General features: G+C 35.8%; 19 protein-coding genes and 1 other annotated feature. Of the genes, 11 read left to right on the top strand and 8 right to left on the bottom strand.

Annotated elements, in window-relative coordinates:
- Positions 1-31: 31 nt before the first annotated feature.
- Positions 32-616: a lytic polysaccharide monooxygenase gene (locus A5880_RS04860; protein WP_086331331.1), complete on the bottom strand. Its 585-nt coding sequence runs from the start codon at positions 614-616 to the stop codon at positions 32-34.
- Positions 617-870: 254 nt separating this feature from the next.
- The gene (locus A5880_RS04855) at positions 871-1716 is read right to left on the bottom strand and encodes a helix-turn-helix domain-containing protein (protein WP_086331332.1); all 846 of its coding nucleotides are present in this window, start codon (positions 1714-1716) and stop codon (positions 871-873) included.
- Between the two features lie 462 nt (positions 1717-2178).
- Between A5880_RS04855 and A5880_RS04850 the strand changes: the two genes are divergently transcribed.
- The 4 genes from A5880_RS04850 (at position 2179) to A5880_RS04835 (ending at position 5650) form a co-directional block, all read left to right on the top strand.
- A complete protein-coding gene (locus A5880_RS04850) occupies positions 2179-2919 on the top strand; it encodes an acyl-ACP thioesterase domain-containing protein (RefSeq protein WP_086331333.1) in 741 nt (246 codons plus the stop codon).
- A gap of 273 nt (positions 2920-3192) precedes the next feature.
- Positions 3193-4026 carry a DUF72 domain-containing protein gene (locus A5880_RS04845; RefSeq protein WP_086331334.1) on the top strand — a complete coding sequence of 278 codons (834 nt, stop codon included), beginning with the start codon at positions 3193-3195 and terminating at the stop codon, positions 4024-4026.
- 35 nt (positions 4027-4061) lie between these two features.
- Positions 4062-4901: a Cof-type HAD-IIB family hydrolase gene (locus A5880_RS04840; RefSeq protein ID WP_086331335.1), complete on the top strand. Its 840-nt coding sequence runs from the start codon at positions 4062-4064 to the stop codon at positions 4899-4901.
- Positions 4902-5122: 221 nt separating this feature from the next.
- Positions 5123-5650 carry a pyrophosphohydrolase domain-containing protein gene (locus A5880_RS04835; RefSeq protein ID WP_086331336.1) on the top strand — a complete coding sequence of 176 codons (528 nt, stop codon included), beginning with the start codon at positions 5123-5125 and terminating at the stop codon, positions 5648-5650.
- A gap of 99 nt (positions 5651-5749) precedes the next feature.
- On the opposite strand, the gene A5880_RS04830 is transcribed toward A5880_RS04835, so the two are convergent.
- Positions 5750-7102: an aspartate kinase gene (locus A5880_RS04830; protein ID WP_086331337.1), complete on the bottom strand. Its 1353-nt coding sequence runs from the start codon at positions 7100-7102 to the stop codon at positions 5750-5752.
- A 195-nt stretch (positions 7103-7297) separates the two neighbouring features.
- On the opposite strand from A5880_RS04830, the gene A5880_RS04825 reads away from it, so the two are divergent.
- The 7 genes from A5880_RS04825 to A5880_RS04795 all read left to right on the top strand — a co-directional run bounded on the left by A5880_RS04825 (position 7298) and on the right by A5880_RS04795 (position 16885).
- On the top strand, positions 7298-7963 hold the full coding sequence (locus A5880_RS04825) for an HAD family hydrolase (RefSeq protein WP_086331338.1): 666 nt from the start codon (positions 7298-7300) through the stop codon (positions 7961-7963).
- Positions 7964-8192: 229 nt separating this feature from the next.
- Complete coding sequence (ezrA, locus tag A5880_RS04820; protein ID WP_086331339.1) at positions 8193-9914, top strand: septation ring formation regulator EzrA; 1722 nt, start codon at positions 8193-8195, stop codon at positions 9912-9914.
- A 147-nt stretch (positions 9915-10061) separates the two neighbouring features.
- On the top strand, positions 10062-11210 hold the full coding sequence (locus tag A5880_RS04815) for a cysteine desulfurase family protein (RefSeq protein WP_086331340.1): 1149 nt from the start codon (positions 10062-10064) through the stop codon (positions 11208-11210).
- A 3-nt stretch (positions 11211-11213) separates the two neighbouring features.
- A complete protein-coding gene (gene thiI, locus A5880_RS04810; protein ID WP_086331341.1) occupies positions 11214-12419 on the top strand; it encodes a tRNA uracil 4-sulfurtransferase ThiI in 1206 nt (401 codons plus the stop codon).
- 153 nt (positions 12420-12572) lie between these two features.
- On the top strand, positions 12573-13226 hold the full coding sequence (locus A5880_RS04805; protein WP_086331342.1) for a redox-sensing transcriptional repressor Rex: 654 nt from the start codon (positions 12573-12575) through the stop codon (positions 13224-13226).
- 106 nt (positions 13227-13332) lie between these two features.
- Positions 13333-13824, top strand: coding sequence for a thiol peroxidase (tpx, locus tag A5880_RS04800; RefSeq protein WP_086331343.1), 492 nt, complete (start codon positions 13333-13335; stop codon positions 13822-13824).
- A 43-nt stretch (positions 13825-13867) separates the two neighbouring features.
- Positions 13868-14088 (top strand) — a binding site (T-box leader).
- Between the two features lie 151 nt (positions 14089-14239).
- Positions 14240-16885, top strand: a complete 2646-nt coding sequence (locus A5880_RS04795; RefSeq protein WP_086331344.1) for a valine--tRNA ligase — start codon at positions 14240-14242, stop codon at positions 16883-16885.
- Between the two features lie 85 nt (positions 16886-16970).
- Here the strand turns inward: A5880_RS04795 and A5880_RS04790 are convergent, their stop codons facing one another.
- The 5 genes from A5880_RS04790 to A5880_RS04775 all read right to left on the bottom strand — a co-directional run bounded on the left by A5880_RS04790 (position 16971) and on the right by A5880_RS04775 (position 20997).
- Entirely contained in the window at positions 16971-17159 is a 189-nt protein-coding gene (locus tag A5880_RS04790; protein WP_086331345.1) for a hypothetical protein, read from the bottom strand.
- A 13-nt stretch (positions 17160-17172) separates the two neighbouring features.
- Positions 17173-17382, bottom strand: coding sequence for a DUF6973 domain-containing protein (locus tag A5880_RS16150; RefSeq protein ID WP_419469603.1), 210 nt, complete (start codon positions 17380-17382; stop codon positions 17173-17175).
- A complete protein-coding gene (locus tag A5880_RS04785) occupies positions 17283-17687 on the bottom strand; it encodes a macro domain-containing protein (protein WP_086331346.1) in 405 nt (134 codons plus the stop codon). Before A5880_RS04785 ends, A5880_RS16150 begins: the two co-directional genes overlap by 100 nt.
- A 139-nt stretch (positions 17688-17826) precedes the next feature.
- The gene (locus A5880_RS04780; RefSeq protein WP_086331347.1) at positions 17827-18420 is read right to left on the bottom strand and encodes a TVP38/TMEM64 family protein; all 594 of its coding nucleotides are present in this window, start codon (positions 18418-18420) and stop codon (positions 17827-17829) included.
- A 15-nt stretch (positions 18421-18435) separates the two neighbouring features.
- Positions 18436-20997: a YfhO family protein gene (locus A5880_RS04775; protein ID WP_086331348.1), complete on the bottom strand. Its 2562-nt coding sequence runs from the start codon at positions 20995-20997 to the stop codon at positions 18436-18438.
- Between the last annotated feature and the right edge of the window lie 215 nt (positions 20998-21212).

Genomic DNA, 21212 nt, shown 5'->3' with positions numbered 1-21212 from the left:
AAAGACGCTCCTTTTCCATATGCTCTATCAATTATTTTACATTTACGTCAATGGCTTGATAAAAGGCATTAGCTGTGTCATAGACATTCCAGACAGCGTAAATCACATGATAACCTTTACGGTCAGTTGGAACAGTGATTGTATGATTAACGGTTGTTTCTGGAATCGTTGCTTTATCATCAATTTGTCCGATCAATTCAAAATTTTTAATATCCAAAGGTTGATTAGGATCCCATCCTTGTTTTGTCATATAATAATCCCAAGTAGATGTTCTGTGGCGAGCGGTCAATGTCCATTTAAGGGCAAGAGGACCTGTTGTAATATCTGATTTATACCAACGATCCGCAGTTTGGACATCTAATGGTTCAAAGCCGCTAACACCCGCACTTGCTAATTTTCCTGAAATAAATGTATTTTTAAATGTTTCGATACTTTGAGGTTCCCATTCAGCTCTGCCGACATTTTTGTTAAGCTTTCCGCCTTGGCTGCTACCAAAATAAGCACGACTTCCTGGTGATGAAACGTATCCATGAGCGTGTGTGACAGTAGAGGCAATAGATAATCCTCCTACCAGTAAACTTAGTGTAAGAACTGTTTTAAGCATTACTTTTTTCATTGTGATTCCTCCTAAAGTATTTTTGATATCGTTTACAATGGAGAATATATCATAAATTATTTTATTATTCAAATTATATACAATTATTTTGTAAATAATATGCAAAAAGTTTATCGAATAATCCATGATTTAAGTAAAAAAAGCTGGATCAGAAGCAACCCCTTCTATTTATCGAGGGGAAATACTTCTGTTCCAGCTTTACTGCATTATTCTCAAAACAAACTTGTGGTTTAACTATTCCAAATCGCTCTGTTTTAACGGAGTAAGGTTTTTTCATCATTAGCAATCGCAGTTAGTAAGTGGTGATTATCATTAAACGAAGCAAAAACCTTTGCACTAGTATAATCAGGTGCAGCTAAATCAGGTGTTCGCATAAAATCATTGAATGCAACTTCATAAGCGAGAATATCTAGCATATACAGTGATTGGTACGTTTGATTCAAAGCCATTCCTTGTGAGGCTAAACGATAAGCCTCATCATAGTTTTTGATCAGTGAATAGAATTTAGCTGTATTATAAAATATTTTTGTAGCTTCAATTGGCATAACAGTAGTCATTTTGTTTAGCATATCAATTGATTTTTCATAGTAAACTTGAGCTTTATCCAATTCATTAGCCATTTCATAAACAATTCCTAAGCTATTTACGGATAAAATTGCGTAGATAGAATTTACATCACCAAGTTCATCTGCCCTATAGAAATAAAACAAACTATCTGTTGTATTATTGAAACCTAAAAGATTAGTAATACCCATAAAATAAAACCAGCGTACTTCTAATTCTTTATTCTGAAAATCAGCAACATTGATTGGTGTCTCTTTTAGTAAAGAGTATGCTTCTTTATGTTTTAATGTGTTGCATAATTTTTCTACGTGATTTAATAAATTTGTTAGCTTTTTTTCATCATTATCATCTAATACGCTTTCTAGACTGAGGTTTAACCTTTTACAAATTGCATCAAGGATTTCAAGACTATCGCAGACATTTTTATTTTCAATATTACTAATGGTTCCTTGAGTACAAATACCTGCTGCTAAAGTGACTTGCGACAATTTTTTTTGTTTTCTTACTGAACGGATGATGTCTCCTTTGATTCTCATAAATTTCCCCTCTATGTTTATGCATTATAGTTATAGTTTTATATAATAGTATGGTATTATTCATTTAGAATCAACTAATTTTTTTGGAGGGATAAGAATGGAAACACTTTTTGGACTGTTGAACGAAGTGCTTACGTACGGTAATGTAGGACACGTATAGTGAAAAAAAAATATTGAATAGCAGTATTTTTTTGACAATTAGGGAAAGCAAAAAAACTTTTTAAATTTGGGGTTTGCCTCTATTATTTATAAAAAGTTTTTTTGTTTTTTTTTTTAATAAAAAATAGTTAAAAAGTCGAATTGTATCTTTTTTATAACAGGGGAGTAAAGGATCTGTCTATAGAAAAAATGAGGGTGTTAATTTTGATGCATTTTAGGAAGGAATCGTTGTTTTTACTAATCCAATTAATAATGTATGCTATAATTTAAGTAGCTACTTAAGTAGAAGCAGGAGGAAAAACAGTGGCAAAAAAATATACAACCCCATACGAAGTTGCCTATTATGATGGTGACATAACTAGAAGGATGACCATACCGGCAATGTTAGCAGTTGTGATAAAAACATCAGAAGAACAAAGCGATGCGTTAAATCGCGGTTCAGATTATGTAGCATCGTTTGGTCTAGGCTGGGTTATTACGAATTACGAAATTCATATCACACGCTTACCAAGAGTTGGAGAAAAGATCAACGTGACAACTCAAGCGATGGCGTACAATAAATATTTCTGTTACAGAAACTTTTGGATTCATGACCAACAGGGAAATGAATGCGTATTGATCAAGTCCACTTTTGTGTTGATGGATCAAGAGAATCGCAAAATGAGCAGTGTATTACCTGAAATTATTGAACCATATGAAAGTGAAAAAATCACGAAAATTTATCGTGGTGAAAAAATCGAAAAAATCGAGAATGGTCAGTTTCTCCCTTATCGTGTGCGCTATTTTGATATTGACGGCAATCAACACGTCAACAATGCTATTTATTTCAATTGGTTACTAGATGTTTTGGGGTATGATTTTTTGGCTACTCATGAACCAACATTTATCAATGTAAAATTTGATAAAGAAGTAGAATATGGCCAAATGGTAGAAAGTCATTATGAAATGCTGGATGATCAAGACCAGATAGTTACACGACATGAAATTCAAATCGATGGTCAAATCTATTGTGAAGCAAATATGACGTGGAAAAAAAGTCAATAAACGATAGATAAAACTATTTTAAAGGGTGTGGGACAAAGGCAGATAGCACTTTTGTTTCACACTTTAAATACGAATAGACGGCAGAATCAAACGTAAATTCTTCTTATTGCTGTAAAATACAGCGAAGTGTGAGTTGATGCTGAACAGTCTTCATTTGGTTCTCGGGTAGAAAGATTTCTGCTCGACCTCCTTTTTTATTATAAAATAGATGTGTATAGTAAAATGAATGATAAGCAATAGTTATTGATAAAAGCAAGGAGGAAACATACATATATGATTCGATTAGGATTGACCTCTTTTAATGAGCATGATAAATTAACTGGAAAAAAGCGCTCGACATTATATGAATATGCAGGGTACTTGCCTTTGGTCGAAATGGATACAGCTTATTACGGTATTCCAAAGCAAAGCTCCGTTCAGGAATGGGCAAAATCAGTTCCCGATAACTTTCGTTTCGTGATGAAAGTGTACAGTGGAATTAGCTGTCAAGGTGAGTGGCAGCAATATTACGCAAATGAGGAAGAGATGGTGGAGGCCTTTTTAACAAGTATGGCTCCAATCGTTGAAAGTGGAAAACTATTTGCTTTTCTTGTTCAATTTTCTGGGACATTTGGCTGTACGAAAGAAAATGTTCAATATTTAGAGAAAATTCGTCAATGGTTTGCTGGGTATCCAGTTGCAATTGAATTAAGAAATGGTTCATGGTACACATCGGAGTATATTAAACAAACATTGTCTTTCATGAAAACACAACAATTCTCCTTGGTGATTGTAGATGAACCTCAAATCCCAACAAACCCAGTTCCTTTTTTTCCATTTGTAACAAATGATCAATTGACTCTATTTCGTTTTCACGGACGCAATGCAGCTGGTTGGATGGCTAATGATAAAGATTGGCGCAAGAAGCGGACATTATATCGCTATAACACTGAAGAAATTGCCGAACTAAGTGAATCTATTGAAAAAGTGTTGACTCAAACACAAGAGATTGGTGTAATCTTTAATAACAATTCTGGCGGGGATGCGGCAGAGAATTTGTTGGAAATGAAAGCAGCATTAAAACTAGAATACGAAAATTTAAATCCGAAACAAATGGATCTATTTTAATAAAAAGGTATAGATCTATCATGGAAAGGAAACCTATGATTAAAGCAATTTTCTTTGATATCGATGGCACACTGGTGAACAGAAATACAAAGGTATTGGCATCTACGAAACAAGCAATTGAAAAAGCGCAAGCCCAGGGGATTATTTGTGGCGTTGCGACAGGTAGAGGTCCGGTTCATTTAAGTCAGCAGATCGATGAATTGAATTTGGATGTTTTCGTCACCTACAATGGTCAACTTGTTTATACAAAAGAAGAAACGATTCGAGCAAAGTCGTTTGCTGATGATACACTAGAGCAAATTGTGTCATTTTCAGATCGTTATCATCGTCAAATTCTTTTCGGTTCAAGGGATAATGTAGAGGGAAGTTCATTTATGCGCTTTGGGCAAAAAAAATGGGCAAAAAAGCTAGTCCGTTTTCTGCCAAAATATTTCCCGACAAGGTTCGTAAAAGACTTGATCAGCCGACTCTCCATCCATAGAAAAGCGCAGCGTTATCATGGTCTTAGTATTTTGAAAGAGCCGATCTTCCAATGTGTTTTACTAAGCCCTAAATCAGAGTTGGATTTCTTAAGTGAACACTTACCAAACTGTCAATTGACTCGTTCGAATCCTTATACCCTTGATATAATTCCAGCAGGCGGCTCTAAAATTGTCGGCATTCAAGCATGTGCTGAGTATTTTGAATTTACGTTAGATGAAGTCATGGCTTTTGGTGACAGCTGGAATGATGTTGAAATGTTACATGGTGTGGGAATCGGTGTAGCGATGGGCAATGCGGAAGATGAGGTAAAACAAATTTCAGATTATGTCACTAAAACAAATGAAGAAGACGGAATTTACCACGCTTTGAAGCATTATGATGTTATTCCTTAGAGAACTGTAGAAAGAGGGAAGGAGCCCCTCAGTCACCAATGCCTATTTTACACTCAAAGCTAACCAGGCTCATTCAGCTTTTATATAGTCTAGCTAAACGGGCCAGCTCTTTGGTAAAAAGAGAATTGGAGAAAGAGGGAAGGAGCCCCTCAGTCACCAATGCCTATTTTACACTCAGAGCTAACTAGGCTCATTCAGCTTTTATATTTAGGAGGGATTTAATGAAAATCGATAATCCGTTTGAAAAAACAGAAGCATTTCATAAAAAATTTGATAATAGAAGACCTGATACCCCAACACGATTTTCTGCTAAACAGGCATCTGATCGTGCAGGATTTAAGATTGAAGAATTAGTTGAATTTTTATATGGTTCAGCGAACAATGATCCGCTTGTCTTTAAAGATTTAGTAAAGCAATTAAAAAAATCTGTCGATCAGGCAGAAGAAAAAGTGCTTGGTAAGAAAAAAGTTGTAACGGATCCTTTGGTTGAACAAGTAGATGCGTTAATCGATTTACTGTACTTTACTTATGGTTCTTTTTCGCTATTAGGCGTTGATCCGACTGAAATTTTTTCTATTGTTCATGAAGCTAATATGGGGAAAATATTTCCTGATGGAAAGCCACATTATCATCCAATAACGCATAAAGTGTTGAAACCAGACAACTGGGAAGCTGATTTTGCGCCAGAACCCAAGATTAAAGCAGAATTGGAAAGGCAAAGAAAGAGTGTTGAAACCCAGGATAAATAGCCTTAAAGTCAAAAAAGTTGAGAGCGGAACAAAACGAAAGATCAGTTTTGTTTCGCTCTTTAAAGGCATTCTATCTCAACTTTTATTATTTTTTACAGGCTATTTTTCAAAAAATGTTTGATACAGCGCTTGAATGGCTTTTTTCTCTTGTGATTCCTGAATACCAAACATGATACTGACCTCAGAAGAACCTTGGTTGATCATTTCTAAGTTGATCTTGTTAAAAGCTAAAGCAGCAGTACTATCAGCCATTACCCCGATTCTTTGGCGCATGCCTTCACCTACGACCATCAACATTGATAAGCCATGAGTAATTCTTAATTCGTCGGGTTCTAGCTCTTTTTCTAAACGCTTCATCAACTCTTCTTCGATTTCGATGGTTAATTGGCGTTCTCGTAAAATGATTGAAATATCATCAATACCAGATGGCATATGTTCATAACTCAAACCTAATTCTTCAAGAATTTGCAATAAACGACGACCAAAACCTAATTCTCTATTCATTAAATATTTACTAATATAGATACTGGCAAAACCTTGGTCACTAGCAATGCCGACAACAGGATCATGTTTGATTGTACGTTTTGTCGTAATCAATGTTCCAGGATGTTCGGGATTATTCGTGTTTTTTATTACTACAGGAATGCTAGCGCGATAGGCAGGCATTAAGGCTTCATCATGTAATACAGCAAATCCAGCATAGGCTAATTCACGCATTTCACGATACGTTAGCTCTTTAATTGTTTTTGGCTCACTGACGATTCCTGGATGGGCTACGAAAATGCCATTTACATCAGTAAAGTTTTCGTAAATATCTGCTTGTACACCAGCGGCCACAATTGATCCTGTAATATCTGAACCGCCTCTTGAAAAAGTACAAATCTCCTCCGCCTCTGTATAACCAAAAAAGCCCGGAATAACTAAAATCTCTTCAGTGTTGCTAAATTGATTGATTTTACTTAACGAAGAAGGTAGAATCCGAGCATTTCCAGGTTCGTCTGATACAATGATACCAAGATCTAAGGGATTTTTATAAGCCGCATTTAAACCGCGTTGTTGGAAAAAGGCTGCCACCAGCTTTGCGTTGTTATCTTCCCCACTGGCTAAAAAAGCGTCCAAAAGATGAGGATTATTCTCTTTTGGCAACGTAGCCAAATGTTGGATAGCTTTTTGAATATCGTTTAAAACAGCTTTGTTAAGAGCTAATTCATCTAAAATTGCCTCATAACGAGCTACAATTTTTTTAATGATTATAGTAGTATCTTCATTATTTATATACGCATGATAGTAGGTAATTAGTAGATCGGTTACTTTAATATCTTCAGAAGACCGCTTACCAGGAGCTGAAACAACAACAAACTTTCGTGAAGTGTCTTCTTTTACGATTTGTAAAACTTTTTCTAACTGTGTTGCAGAAGCAAGTGAGCTTCCACCGAATTTTATGACTTTCACTTTTTTCACTCCTAATTTTAATAGATTTTTCATTATAATAGTAAAAGAATACCGAAATATCTGATGAAAAGCAACCGTAAAATGGACAATTATTTATTCTTTTCCATTCTTTTTCGACAAATTTCTTCATTTTTTTTCAAACTTTTGTTAGACTAGTAGAGCTGAACAAGAATAGTTAAAAAAGGGGAACCAAAAATGACGCAAAGCTTTGAAGGAATTATTTTCGATATGGATGGCGTATTGGTCGATAGTGAAGCGTTTTATTATCAACGCAGAAAAGCTTTTCTTAAAGAATACGATTTATCTATTGAACAAATCCCGATTCCTGAATTTATTGGAGCCGACATGCGAAGTTTATGGGAGACGATTTTTAAAGTGAATGAGACCCTTTATGATCAAACTTTCTTGAACGAAAAATATCTACAATACAAGAGTGAGCATCCGATCAACTACGAGCGTTTGATTGATTCAGACGCTAAACGAGTGTTACAATTTCTTAAAAGAAAAGGCTATAAAATTGGTTTGGCCTCTTCTTCAACCAGAGATGCGATTCAAGAAGTGCTCAATGCGGGACAATTAAGTAGTTACTTCGATGTAGTGGTTAGTGGTACTCAATTTAAAAAAAGTAAACCAGCGCCTGAGATTTACGAGTATACAGCCTGTGCGTTAGGAATCGAACCAAGAAAGTGTCTTGCGCTGGAGGATTCTGAGAAGGGAATTCGTTCTGCTTATGATGCTGGACTGACGGTTTGGGCGTTAAAGGATGTTCGATTTGGAATGAATCAACAGTTAGCGGATGCTCACTTGGATAGTTTGAGCGAGGTCTGTAAAAAGTTGCAATCCGCTGAAGTTATCGTTTAATTTTGCCAATAATCAAAGGAAATTTGGTACAATATTACAAAGTCAAAACATTTCTTAAGAAATTACAATTAATTAGTGCTTGATGGCGTGGTTTGTGATATAATTTTCTGTAGGTGTTTTTAGGAATTTTATGTAGATAAGAGACTAGTGCAATTGCAGATAGGAGTGATTTTGTTATTTATCAGCGGTTGTATAATCATATATGGATAAATAAACGGAGGAACCATGAATGAAGAATAATCTGATCATTATCGTAGTTTTAGCTATAATAATCATCGCAGCTGTTTTGTATTTAGTTGGTTATTTTATGAGAAAGAAAAATCAAATGAAACTCGATGATCTGGAGAAGAGGAAAGAAGAGCTATTTGACTTGCCAGTGATTGAAGAGGTCGATGATGTCAAAAGAATGCACATGGTCGGTCAAAGTCAAAATACCTTCAGAGAATGGAATCAGCGCTGGACTGAGATTTCTACTCGTTCTTTTGCAGAGTTGGAAAGTCAGATATTTGAAGTCGAAAATTTAAATGAAACCTTCCGTTTTATGAAAGCAAAAAAAGCTGTAGCTGAAGCAGAGGAAACAATGTCTGAGATGGAATCAGAAGTTGAGATCATTCGTAATGGCTTGAAAGAACTTCGTGAGAGTGAAGAACGTAACTCGCTTGAAGTCCAAAAAGCTTTAGATGTATACGAAGAGATCAGCAAATTGCTTCATGATGAAAAATCAGAATTTGGTTCTGCTTACCCAGAATTACAAAAACAAATCAAAAATATCGAAATCGAATTTACACAGTTTGTTACATTGAACACATCTGGTGATCCGATTGAAGCTCGTGAAGTTTTAGAGAATGCAGAACGTCACACTTACGAATTAGATGATGTGATGAAACGTATTCCACCGCTTTATGACGAATTAACTAGAACCTTCCCAGATCAATTGAAAGAGATTGAAGAAGGATACAAACGTCTGCGTGCAGATCATTATGTATTTCCTGAGAAGAACTTTGAAGATGAATTAAGACGCGTCCAAAAACGTGTGAAAAATTCAACTGTCGATTTAGAGAAAACAGAGGTTGATGCAGTTGAAGTAGCCAACCGTGATACAGCGAATGCTATTGATGCATTGTATGAGATTATGGAACGTGAAATCAATGCGAAGAAATATGTATTTACTAACCAAAAAGTAGTTGGAGATTACATTGCCCATGCATTGAAAAATAATCGTCAATTAATGATCGAACTTGATCATACCTCTCAAAGCTACACATTGAATCATAATGAATTAGGGCGTTCAAGAGGTTTCCAAACCGAAATCGAAGAATTGATTCGCCGTTATGAAGACTTTGAACCGAAAATGAAAGAACATACAGTTCCGTATTCAGAAGTTCAAGCATTCTTTAAAGATTGTTATAAGATTTTAGATGATATCGAAAATCAACAAGTTGAGATTGATGATTCATTGAAAGAATTACGTAAAGGTGAAAAAGCAGCTCAAGAAAAAGTAGATCAATACGATTTCCGTTTACGTAACATCAAGCGTTATGTTGAAAAACAACGTTTGCCTGGGTTACCAGCTGACTACTTAGAATTTTTCTTTGTAGCAACAGATCGTATTGAAGAGTTAAGTAAAGCTTTGAATAGAATCCGTATTAATATGGAAGAAATTAAGAAGCTCTCTGATCTTTGTAATGAAGATCTAGAATTACTAGATAAGAAAACAAATGACTTAGTAAATTCTGCTGCGTTGACGGAACAAATGATGCAATATGCGAATCGTTACCGTCACACGCATGAAGCAATCCGTATGGCAATGGAAAATAGCTTAGAACTATTTTCAAAAGAATACAGATATCAAGATGCACTAGATGAGATTGGTACAGCACTTGAACGAGTGGAACCAGGAGCATTTAGAAGAATCGAAGATTTCTATTTTAACAATCTTAACGCTATATAATTGTAAATAGAACTTGAAAAGGTAAGACATTGGTCTTGCCTTTTTGTTTGTTTTCACTTCTTATTCAATGAATTCTGTTTGTGCGGTTGAACTACTAAAATAGAAAGTATATAATAGGAAAGAATTTTAAAAGAAGAAGGTTTTTAGATGATCTATTTTGATAACAGTGCAACAACTCCGATTTATCCCCAAGCGTTAGATACATATATAAAAACCAGCCAACGAATTTTTGGTAATCCCTCCAGCTTACATGGATTAGGTAGCCAAGCTAGTCGTTTGTTGGAACAGGCGCGAAAACAAATTGCTGATTTAATGCAAGTCAAGTCAAGTGAAATCTATTTTACAAGTGGTGGCACAGAAGGAGATAATTGGGTCATAAAAGGAACAGCGATGGAGAAAAAAGCTTTCGGACGTCATATCATTATTTCAGATATTGAACATCCTGCTGTTTCTGAGACGGCCAGTCAGCTAGCTGAGAACGGCTTTGACATTTCCATAGCACCAGTGGATGAAGAAGGCTTTGTAAAAGTTGATGAATTAGCTAAACTGATTCGTAAAGATACAATCCTTGTATCGGTGATGGCGGTTAATAATGAAATAGGTTCAATTCAGCCGATTCAGGAAATCAGTGATTACTTACAAGCGTATCCTACGATTCACTTTCACGTTGATGCGGTTCAGGCAGTCGGTAAAGTTAGCCAAGAACAATGGTTGACGCCGCGAGTAGATTTCGCGACATTTTCTGCTCATAAATTTCATGGGCCAAGAGGCGTTGGTTTTATTTATTGGAAACACGGACGTAAATTAGCACCGCTTTTAAATGGTGGTGGACAAGAAAATAATTTAAGAAGTGGCACTGAAAATGTAGCTGGAATCGTTTCGATGGCTAAGGCTTTGCGTTTATATGTAGATAAGAAGGCTGAAAAACCAGAACATACTGCAACAATCCGCCGATACTTAATTGAAGCATTACAAGAATATAGCATGGTTACAATCTTTTCAAAGGAAAACGCAGATTTTGCTCCACATATTCTCTGTTTTGCTCTAAAAGGAGTCCGTGGAGAAGTTCTTGTCCATGCGTTAGAGGAAAAACAAATTTATACATCAACAACCAGCGCATGTTCCAGTCGAAAAAAAATTTCTAGTAGCACATTGTATGCAATGAAAGTTCCTGATTCACTAGCAACATCAGCGATTCGGGTGAGTTTGGATGAAAGCAATACGATTGCAGAAGTTGAACAATTTATGATTATTTTCAATCAATTATATAAAAAATTCTCAGTATTAAGGGGTTAAAGAATGAATTATACAGAAATAATGATTCGCTACGGTGAGCTTTCGACGAAAGGAAAAAATAGAAAACTATTTACTTCTCAGTTAGCTCAAAATGTTAAAAGAACACTTGGCGAATTTCCAGCAGTAAAAATTCACGCAGACCGTGATCGGATGCACTTGTTGTTAAACGGAGAAGATAGTTCTCAGATCATGCCAAAATTGGAAAAAGTATTTGGGATTCAAACATTTTCTCCAAGTATTCGAGTAGAAAAATCAATGCCAGTCATTCGTGAAATGGTTCAAACAATTATTAAAGATATTTATCAACCTGGACAAAGTTTCAAAATAACTTCTAAACGTTCAGATCATGACTTTGAGTTAGATTCAAATGAATTAAACCGAGAGCTTGGTAAGGCAGTTATCGATGTGTTTCCAGATATTGCAGTTCAAATGAAAAAACCAGATATTAATATTCGTATCGAAATTCGTAAAGAAGGTTCTTACCTTTCTTATGAAACCATTCGGGGTGCAGGTGGATTGCCTGTAGGTACAGCAGGTCGCGGTATGCTTATGCTGTCAGGTGGGATTGATTCTCCCGTTGCAGGTTATTTATCAATGAAGCGTGGAGTAGAAGTTGAAGCAGTTCACTTCGCCAGCCCGCCATATACGAGTGAACAAGCGTTACAAAAAGCGAAAGATTTAGCAGCAAAGATTGCCCCTTATGCGGGGAGTATTCAATTTATTGAAGTGCCTTTCACTGAAATTCAAGAAGAAATCAAACGAGTCGTTCCAGAAGGCTATTTAATGACGGTCACTCGTCGTCTAATGTTGCGTTTGACTGATGCCATTCGTGAATTAAGAAAAGGACTTGTTATTATCAATGGCGAGTCATTGGGACAAGTTGCCTCACAAACACTTCAAAGCATGGTAGCTATCAATGAGGTAACAACGACACCTATCATACGCCCAGTTGTATCTATGGATAAAGGAGAAATTATTGAAATCGCCGAAAAAATCGATACATTTGAATTAGCGATTCAACCTTTTGAAGATTGCTGCACAATCTTTGCGCCTCCTCAGCCAAAAACTAGACCAAAGCTAGATAAAGCACAAGCCTATGAAGCACGTTTAGACATAGAAGGGCTAATGGCACGAGCAATGGCTGGTTTAAAAGTTAGTGAAATAACTGAAAAAAATGACCAAAATGAAGAATTTTTTGATTTACTATAAATGAGTGAAAGAACAGACTTGATAACGCTATCGAGTTTGTTCTTTTTTATTAGTCTTTTCTAATAACAAGTATCTTTTTCACAAACAAGTTGCTCCAAGTCTGAAAGCATGCTAAACTGGATATGTGAAATAAGTAACAAGGAGAGTTGAAAAATGAAAGAACTACATAAAGATAAAACAATGCCAAAAGCAACAGCTAGACGACTGCCGCTATATTTACGTTATTTAAAAATGTTGGGAGATTCTGGTGTGACACGAATCAAGTCCAGAGAATTCAGTGACGTAATCCAAGTCCCGCCAGCAACAATTCGTCGTGATTTTTCCCATTTAGGCGAGTTAGGTCGTAGTGGGTATGGCTATGACGTCCCTTATTTGATTGAGGTATTTAGTCATATCTTAAATACACAAGAAGAAAAAAGAATTGCGTTGATTGGTTGTGGGAATTTAGGAAAAGCATTAGTTAAAAATAATTTCCGTAGAAATGAAAATCTAAATATTGTTTGCGCCTTTGACACACAAGAAGACCTTGTGGGGTTATCTATTGATGATGTGGTGATACAACCAATGGACAATTTAGCAGAAGAGATCAAAAAAACAGGTGTGACTGTTGCGATTTCTACTGTGCCAAGCCAATTTGCACAAGAGGCAATCAATAAAATCGTCGACGCAGGTATTACTGCGATTTTGAATTTCGCACCAGACCGAGTAACTGTGCCCCATCATGTGAATGTTCAATATATCGATTTAACGACTGAACTACAGACATTGATTTATTTTGATGAAACTTTTTCAAGTAAAAAAGCTTAGAAAGCAGGAATTTTGTCATCTGTGCTTCTGTACTCTATACTGAATGAAGAGAAATAATGTTGAATCAGCTGTGAAGTTATTCAATGTTTCTGAAGGAGGAAAAAAGATGATTGTAACAAAAAAAGGCGAAGAAGTAGAAATCGTCGGTGTGCAACCTGAAGTAGGAAGTCAAGCACCGGATTTCTCATTAAAGAATTTAGAAGATGAGGTAGTAAAACTATCAGATTTTTCGGGGACACCTGTTTTGATTAGCGTTGTACCAGATATTGATACGAGAATTTGTTCATTACAAACAAAGCATTTCAATCAAGAAGCAGCAAATGTTGAAAGCGTAAACTTCATCACAATATCTAACAACACAAAAGAGGAACAAGCAAATTGGTGTGCAGCTGAAGGTGTGGATATGGAAATTCTTCATGATACAGAAGGTACATTTGGCGAAGCATATGGTCTTTTCATTCCTGCAATGGGACGATTAGCTCGTAGTATTTTTGTGATCGATAAAGAAGGAAAAATTAGTTATGAGGCAATTTCTACAGAGATTGCGGAAGAACCAGATTATGCTACTGCTCTAGAACACGCAAAAGCAGTTCGTTGATTTTTTTCAAATTGACTTATCGCTCACTTCAATGTAAAATAAATCAAAGACCATGATCAAGAGGAGTACTACTGGCATCGTTATAGAGAGAAAATCACTTGGTGGAAGATTTTTACATAACCAGTAAGAAGGTAGCTTGTGAGTCAATGATTTGAATGAAGTAGAATGATTCGAGTAGTGATCGTTACCTCACGAATGAAGCGGTGTTTGGCATTTTCAAACACAATTTAGGTGGTACCGCGTATTTGTATATACGCCCTAAAATACGAAAGTATTTTAGGGCTTTTTTCATGTTCATCACAGATTGTGAAGCAACCTGATGTTGAACAGTACAGGGCGACTGATAAGAAGAATTGTTACCTTAGTGCGTCGCTTCACCATTCATTTAGATTAAAATCAGAAAGAAGGAACGTATATGTCAGAAGAAAAAAATCTACCGACAAAATATCAGCCAACAGAAGTAGAACAAGGCCGCTACCAAAAATGGCTGGATCAAGATTTATTTAAACCAAACGGCAATAAAGAAGCAAAACCCTATTCAATCGTTATTCCACCACCCAATGTTACTGGTAAACTTCATTTAGGACATGCGTGGGATACAACCTTACAAGATATGATTATTCGTCAAAAAAGAATGCAAGGCTTTGATACTTTATGGCTTCCAGGAATGGATCATGCGGGGATTGCAACACAAGCAAAAGTCGAAGAAAAGCTAGCAGAACAAGGCATTTCGCGTTATGACTTAGGTCGTGAAAAATTTGTGGAACAAGTCTGGGATTGGAAAGAAGAGTATGCCTCTCATATTCGTGAACAATGGGCAAAAATGGGTCTTTCTTTAGATTACAGCCGTGAACGTTTCACTTTAGATGAAGGATTATCTCAAGCGGTTCGTAAAGTGTTCGTTTCTTTATACGAAAAAGACCTGATTTATCGCGGTGAATACATCATCAACTGGGATCCCAAAGCGAAAACCGCCTTATCTGATATCGAAGTTATCCACAAAGATATCGAAGGTGCCTTTTATCATATGAGTTATCCACTGACTGATGGAACAGGCGTTGTGGAAATCGCAACGACTCGTCCTGAAACAATGCTAGGAGATACAGCAATTGCAGTTCATCCTGATGACGAGCGCTATCAAGCAATCATTGGTAAAACAGTGACATTGCCGTTAGTAGATAAAGAAATTCCAATCATTGCTGATGAATACGTAGATATGGAATTTGGAACAGGTGTGGTAAAAATTACGCCAGCTCACGATCCTAACGACTTTGAAGTGGGGAATCGCCACGATTTACCTCGCGTAAATGTAATGAATGAAGATGGTTCTATGAACGACTTAGCCGGAAAATACGCAGGCATGGATCGTTTCTCTGCACGTAAGTTGATTGTTTCTGACTTGAAAGAAATGGGTCGTCTAATCAAAATCGAAACAATGAATCATAGCGTAGGTCACTCAGAGCGTACAGGTGTTGTTGTTGAACCTCGTTTATCCACACAATGGTTTGTTAAAATGGCACCTTTAGCTGAAAAAGCGATGAAAAACCAAGACACGGATGATGCAGTAGAATTTTATCCACCACGTTTTAACCAAACCTTCTTACGTTGGATGGAAAATGTCCATGACTGGGTTATCTCACGTCAATTATGGTGGGGGCACCAAATTCCAGCATGGTATCATAAAGAAACTGGCGAAATGTATGTTGGCATGGAAGCACCAGCTGATTCAGAAAACTGGATTCAAGATTCAGACGTATTAGATACATGGTTCAGTTCAGCATTATGGCCATTTTCAACAATGGGTTGGCCAGATGAAGAAGCGCCTGATTATCAGCGTTACTTCCCAACAAGCACATTAGTAACAGGCTATGATATTATTTTCTTCTGGGTTAGCCGCATGATGTTCCAAAGTTTAGAATTTACTGGACAAGCACCATTTAAAAATGTCTTGATGCATGGATTGATCAGAGCAGAAGATGGTCGTAAAATGAGTAAATCACTAGGAAACGGAATCGATCCAATGGAAGTGATCGACAAATACGGGGCAGATGCGTTACGTTGGTTCATGTCAAATGGCTCTACACCAGGTCAAGATATGCGATTCAGCTATGAAAAAATGGATGCGTCTTGGAACTTTATCAATAAAATCTGGAATGCCAGCCGTTTTGTGATCATGAACGTGGAAGGGATGTCTTATGAAGATATTGATTTTAGTGGAGAGAAAACTGTAGCAGACCGCTGGATTTTAACCCGACTAAATGAAACGGTTGCTCGTGTGACAGAGTTGTTCGATCGCTTTGAATTTGGTGAAGCGGGTCGTCAATTGTATAACTTTATCTGGGATGATTTCTGTGACTGGTATATCGAAATGAGTAAAGAAATTCTTTACGGAGAAAACGAAACGGCTAAACAAACAACACGTAGTATTTTAGTGTATACATTAGACCAAATCTTACGTCTATTGCATCCAATCATGCCATTTGTGACAGAAGAAATTTGGGAAAATATTCCACATGAAGGTGTCTCTCTTGTCGTGGCTGACTACCCTGTCGTTCACGAAGAATTTTCAGATGAAACAGCCGCTCGTGGAATGGAAGTGTTAAAAGAAGTCATTCGTGCAGTTCGTAATATCCGTGCAGAAGTGAACACACCACTTTCAAAACCAATTACTCTGTTGATTAAAACCAGTGATGAAGCAGTGGATAAATTCTTGATCGAAAATACCAATTACATTGAGCGCTTCTGTAATCCAGAAGAGTTAACTATTTCAAGTGATATTACAGCACCTGAATTAGCGATGTCAGCGGTATTGACTGGAGCAGAGTTATATTTACCTTTAGCAGGTTTAATCAATGTAGAAGAAGAAATTGCCCGTTTAGAGAAAGAATTAGATAAATGGACCCAAGAAGTCAAACGCGTACAAGGAAAATTAGCAAATGAACGCTTTGTTTCCAATGCACCAGACGACGTTGTTGAGGCTGAAAAAGCGAAAGAAAAAGGTTATTTAGAAAAACAAGTGGTTGTGAAAGAACGAATCGCACAACTTCGTACAGTGAAATAAGAATAAAAGAAAAATACCTCAATAATCAAAGGATTACCTGATTATTGAGGTATCTTTTTATTGGTGATTGTTATTTAAACCACTACTATTTTGTCTCCAAATTAAATTGTATTCTGCTTCTACGAATTCCTTTTTGAAAGTAACCGGCATATGTTTCTTTCAGCTCGCCATTTTTAGTTTCATAGAGTAGTAATAAATTTCCTTCTTTAGGCAAAGGTCTTTTATACACAACCTGAATAGAATCTTTTTCTTTTATTTCTGTAATAGTAGTCAATAAAATAGCATCTTCACTCAGAATTATTAGCTAAATCCATTCTCGTGTGAATATCATTGAAACCATGAGCTTCATGAGCAGAAGCCCATCTATCAGCCACAGCAGTACCATATCTATTAGTCATTAACATGTTCCAGTAGAAATGCTGCATCGCATTGCCATCTGATCCGTCCCAATCTGCAGTTTTGATTTTAAAGGTTTTACTTGCTGCATTACTTGCCATATCTGCATAAAAAAACAATTGACAGCTTGAGATGGATATTGTTTTGCTAATTCCTTTTCTTTTGAATTTAAAGAAATACCGAATACATTTGAAGCTCGTATTCTACTTTGTTCAATTAATAACTGAATCGTGAGTTTATCTAATTCTTCTGTTGTCATGTTTGATGTATCATAGTTTTCATTAATATTTTTTGCGACTTCCACCATGTGTTTATCTGTTAATGGAATATCAGTTAGTTCAGATGCTTCTGAATGAAAAGCAAATCCCAGAATAAATATCCCTAAAACTCCTAGCGACGCTACCAAATATACAACCTTTTTCTTTTTTATTGGATATAAAATATATCATTTCATTTAACTTTGGTGAAAGAATACCTAAAAAAGGTAGAGTAATAATAATCAAATTTTCACCTGATTATTACTCCACCTTTTCATTTTTATTGCATCAACCAATCAAAATCCGATGAAACAAAAACACTAATGCATACCCATACGTTCCAACAGACCAAAATTTAAAAATAAGCAAAATCTTCATATATTCTTTAAAAGGTAAATCTGCAAGACCAGCGACCAAACAGACTAAATCATCTGGTGCAAAAGGAACCAACAAAGTAACAATCATTAATTTTTTGATTCCTTTTTGAGGTCTATCCAACATTTTTTCAAATTTCAAGTATCGTTTTTTAGTTAAAATAAGCCGAGCAAAGGATTTTCCATAATGACGAGCTAACCAGTATACAATGATTTCACCGATAATCAAACCAACATAACTATAAAGTAACCCTTGTATATTACCGAACATCAACATGCCGACAACCGTGGAAATTCCCCCAGGAAGAATCGGCACAATGACTTGAAGCATTTGCAAAAAAATAAATATCAGTATGGCAAACTCGCCAAATTGTTTAATAAAATCCTGTAACGACTGAACAGAATGGAAAATACCTTTAGAATAACCATAAATCACTAAACCTGTAAAACAAATCACTCCTATAATTGGCAATACATAGATAATTCTTTTAAGAATAGTCCTCCCCATGGCTGTTATTTCCTCTCATTGTTGCTTTGATTTTCGTTTTATTAATTGATAAAATGATACGCCCAAAAGAACAGAAATGCTAATTAAACTACCTATAAAGAAATTTTTAGGCTGATAATTCATAGCAACTTGATGTTTTCCAATCGGCAGTTCAATGCCTATGAAATTGCCTAAAATACGTTTGGCGGCAATTTTCTTCCCATCAACTGTGATTTGCCAATTTTTATCATAGGGAATAGCTAAATACAGGAGAGTGTGGTTAGAATCTGTAACAGTGATTTCACCAGTTAAAGTTCTTGAACCTTGTTTATTTAGTTGAATAGCCTGTGACTTCTGTTTGGCAATGAAAGAATCAAATAGATCTTGTTGCAATGTTTTTACTTCCATATTCTTATCTTCTAACTCTTTTTCTGAATCAAACTGTAATTGGATGGTTTCATCTTTCTTGAAGTAACCAAGGTTAAATAATTGATTCGTAGCAATATAGACAGAAGGCTGAATTTTTTTTCCATTTACCGTAAAGGAAGTCATTTTTTGCCAATCAATTTCGGGAGCATAGAGATATAATTCACCGTCAGAAGTGGTTTTTGTGGTGACAGTATACTGATTTTCAGACAAAGCAGTCCATTTTAATTCCCGTGTTTCTTTAAAGTAACTTGTATCTTTTTGCTGGATAGTTTGCAAAATCATTTCTTGATTTTTTAACGGTTGCTCTTTTTCTAATTTGATTGCACGAAAACCTTGCGGGACGAGAAAGCCCATACCGATTGCTTCTGGATTTTTGTAGACATTTGTAGAAGGTTCGGTTGCTATGATTTGCTGTTTTTCCTTATGTTCTGGCGTGATTTGATAGGCCACGTTTAAAAGTAAATTAATGACTTTAAATTCATCTACATAAGCAATTCTACGATCATTTTTTTTGTATAACCCTAATGCTGTCAAGGTATCTTGCATTTTAGCATCTAAAGTAGAGGTATAGCTAGAAACCCCAGCATAGCCATATAAAAGTGCATTATTGTAGCCGTTATTTTGTTCGTTATAACCAGCAGTACGGGAATCAATGGTCTGTTTCAGTCGGAATAAATCAGATTGCTCTTCGTTTAATTCAGAAATAACCTTGTCTTGTGCTTGATAAGTCGCGGCAAATTTCTCTTGGTTGCCAAAAGGAATCTCTTTTAAGCTGATCCAAAAATTAAAAATCAACTCTGAGCAAACAAACAAAAACAATAATGAATACAGCACATGCCTTTTCAGCCCCAATGATTTTTGCCCTAAAACAATCAAACAATAGATGAGCCAAATGCCCAGTAAACTAATAAAAAGATAAATATTAGATAGCAGAAAGTCTTTCTCTTTTGAAAAACGCAAAGAAAGATAGCCTACCAGTAGCAACATAGAAAAAATAGTTGGAACAAACACTTTTAATGTGGCGCCTTGTTTTAACTTAATAAAAGCCTCATACGCGAATTTAATAACCAAAAAACTAAAAATAAAGCTATTTCTATAAGGAAAGCCTGCAGGACTTTGAAACATGTGCCAAACCGTATTAACCATTTCCAACCAGAAACTCAAGAAAATTAGACCAATTAAAACCAAGGTATTCCATTTTTCTTTTCTAGGAATAACTGACAATTGAAAATAAGTGATAAAAAGTAAGACCATTAACAAACCAGAAAAAATAATTGGCAGATGTTCCAGTCGTAGCTCAAAATTGACACTGCCAATTCCTAACTGAGAAAAAAAGTTTAAACCAAATTTAGGCAATGGTAAGAAAGTGTCTAGATCAAAGCTTGTTTTCTTTGTTGCCAACATCCCTTCGATTGCTGGGATTAGGATAAAACTAGTGCTAATTCCGGTTAAAAAAGAAGCAACGAAAAACAATCGTCCTTCTTTAATAAAGTGCCAGACTCCTTTTTTATCAGTAGACAGCGTTTGTTGATAATACCAATAAAAACTATAGAACACGGCAAAAATACAAAGCATATACCCCATATAGTAGTTAGTCACAATTGCGAAAAATAATACGAGGGAATAAAGCCCATATTTTTTATGATCCCATAAACGTTGAATCCCTAACACCAATAAAGGCAGTAAAATCAATGCATCCAGCCACATAAAATTCAACGCATAAATTGTAACAAAACCGCAAAAACTATACGAGGTGGAAAAAAGTAACGTATAAACAGTCGTTTCACGATAGGTTTTTTGAAGATAATAGTACATAGAAGTGCCCATAAAAGCAATTTTAAGTGTAATAATTAATAAGATAGCAATCGGAAGCTGCTCATAAGAAAAGAGCAACACGAGAAAATTAAACGGACTCAACAAGTAATACGCACTTAGCGGTAAAATAGTGCCGCCAAGAGCATCCGAGAAAGAATACAGTGAATGATTTCCAGTTTGAAAAAATTGTTTAAAAGCACTTAAAAAAGGCATATATTGTGATCCTAAATCACTCACTAAAAGTGTATTGTTTCCAAATGGGGCTAATCCCAAGATAGACCACAAGATGATCAATAACAGGAAAGGTAATAAAAAGCTCCCACCGGTTAAGAAGTTATTTTTTATTTTTGACATATGTTTTACTGCTCCTCTATTCTAATAATTTATAACTGCTTTAGGATAAAGGTTCAATCAATTGTGTAAAATCAAACGAACTACCTGCAACATTATTTATAAAGTAATTTATGATAAATGTATTCCCAAGGTTCTAGTCTATCACGAGACTTTGGATTGGTGCAAAAAAGATGCTAGGCTCTCCTAGTACATTTAGTCTTATTTATTTTAACATA

Source organism: Enterococcus sp. 4G2_DIV0659 (assembly GCF_002140715.2).
Classification (GTDB): domain Bacteria; phylum Bacillota; class Bacilli; order Lactobacillales; family Enterococcaceae; genus Enterococcus_L; species Enterococcus_L mansonii.
This window is presented reverse-complemented; position numbering and strand designations above follow the sequence as displayed.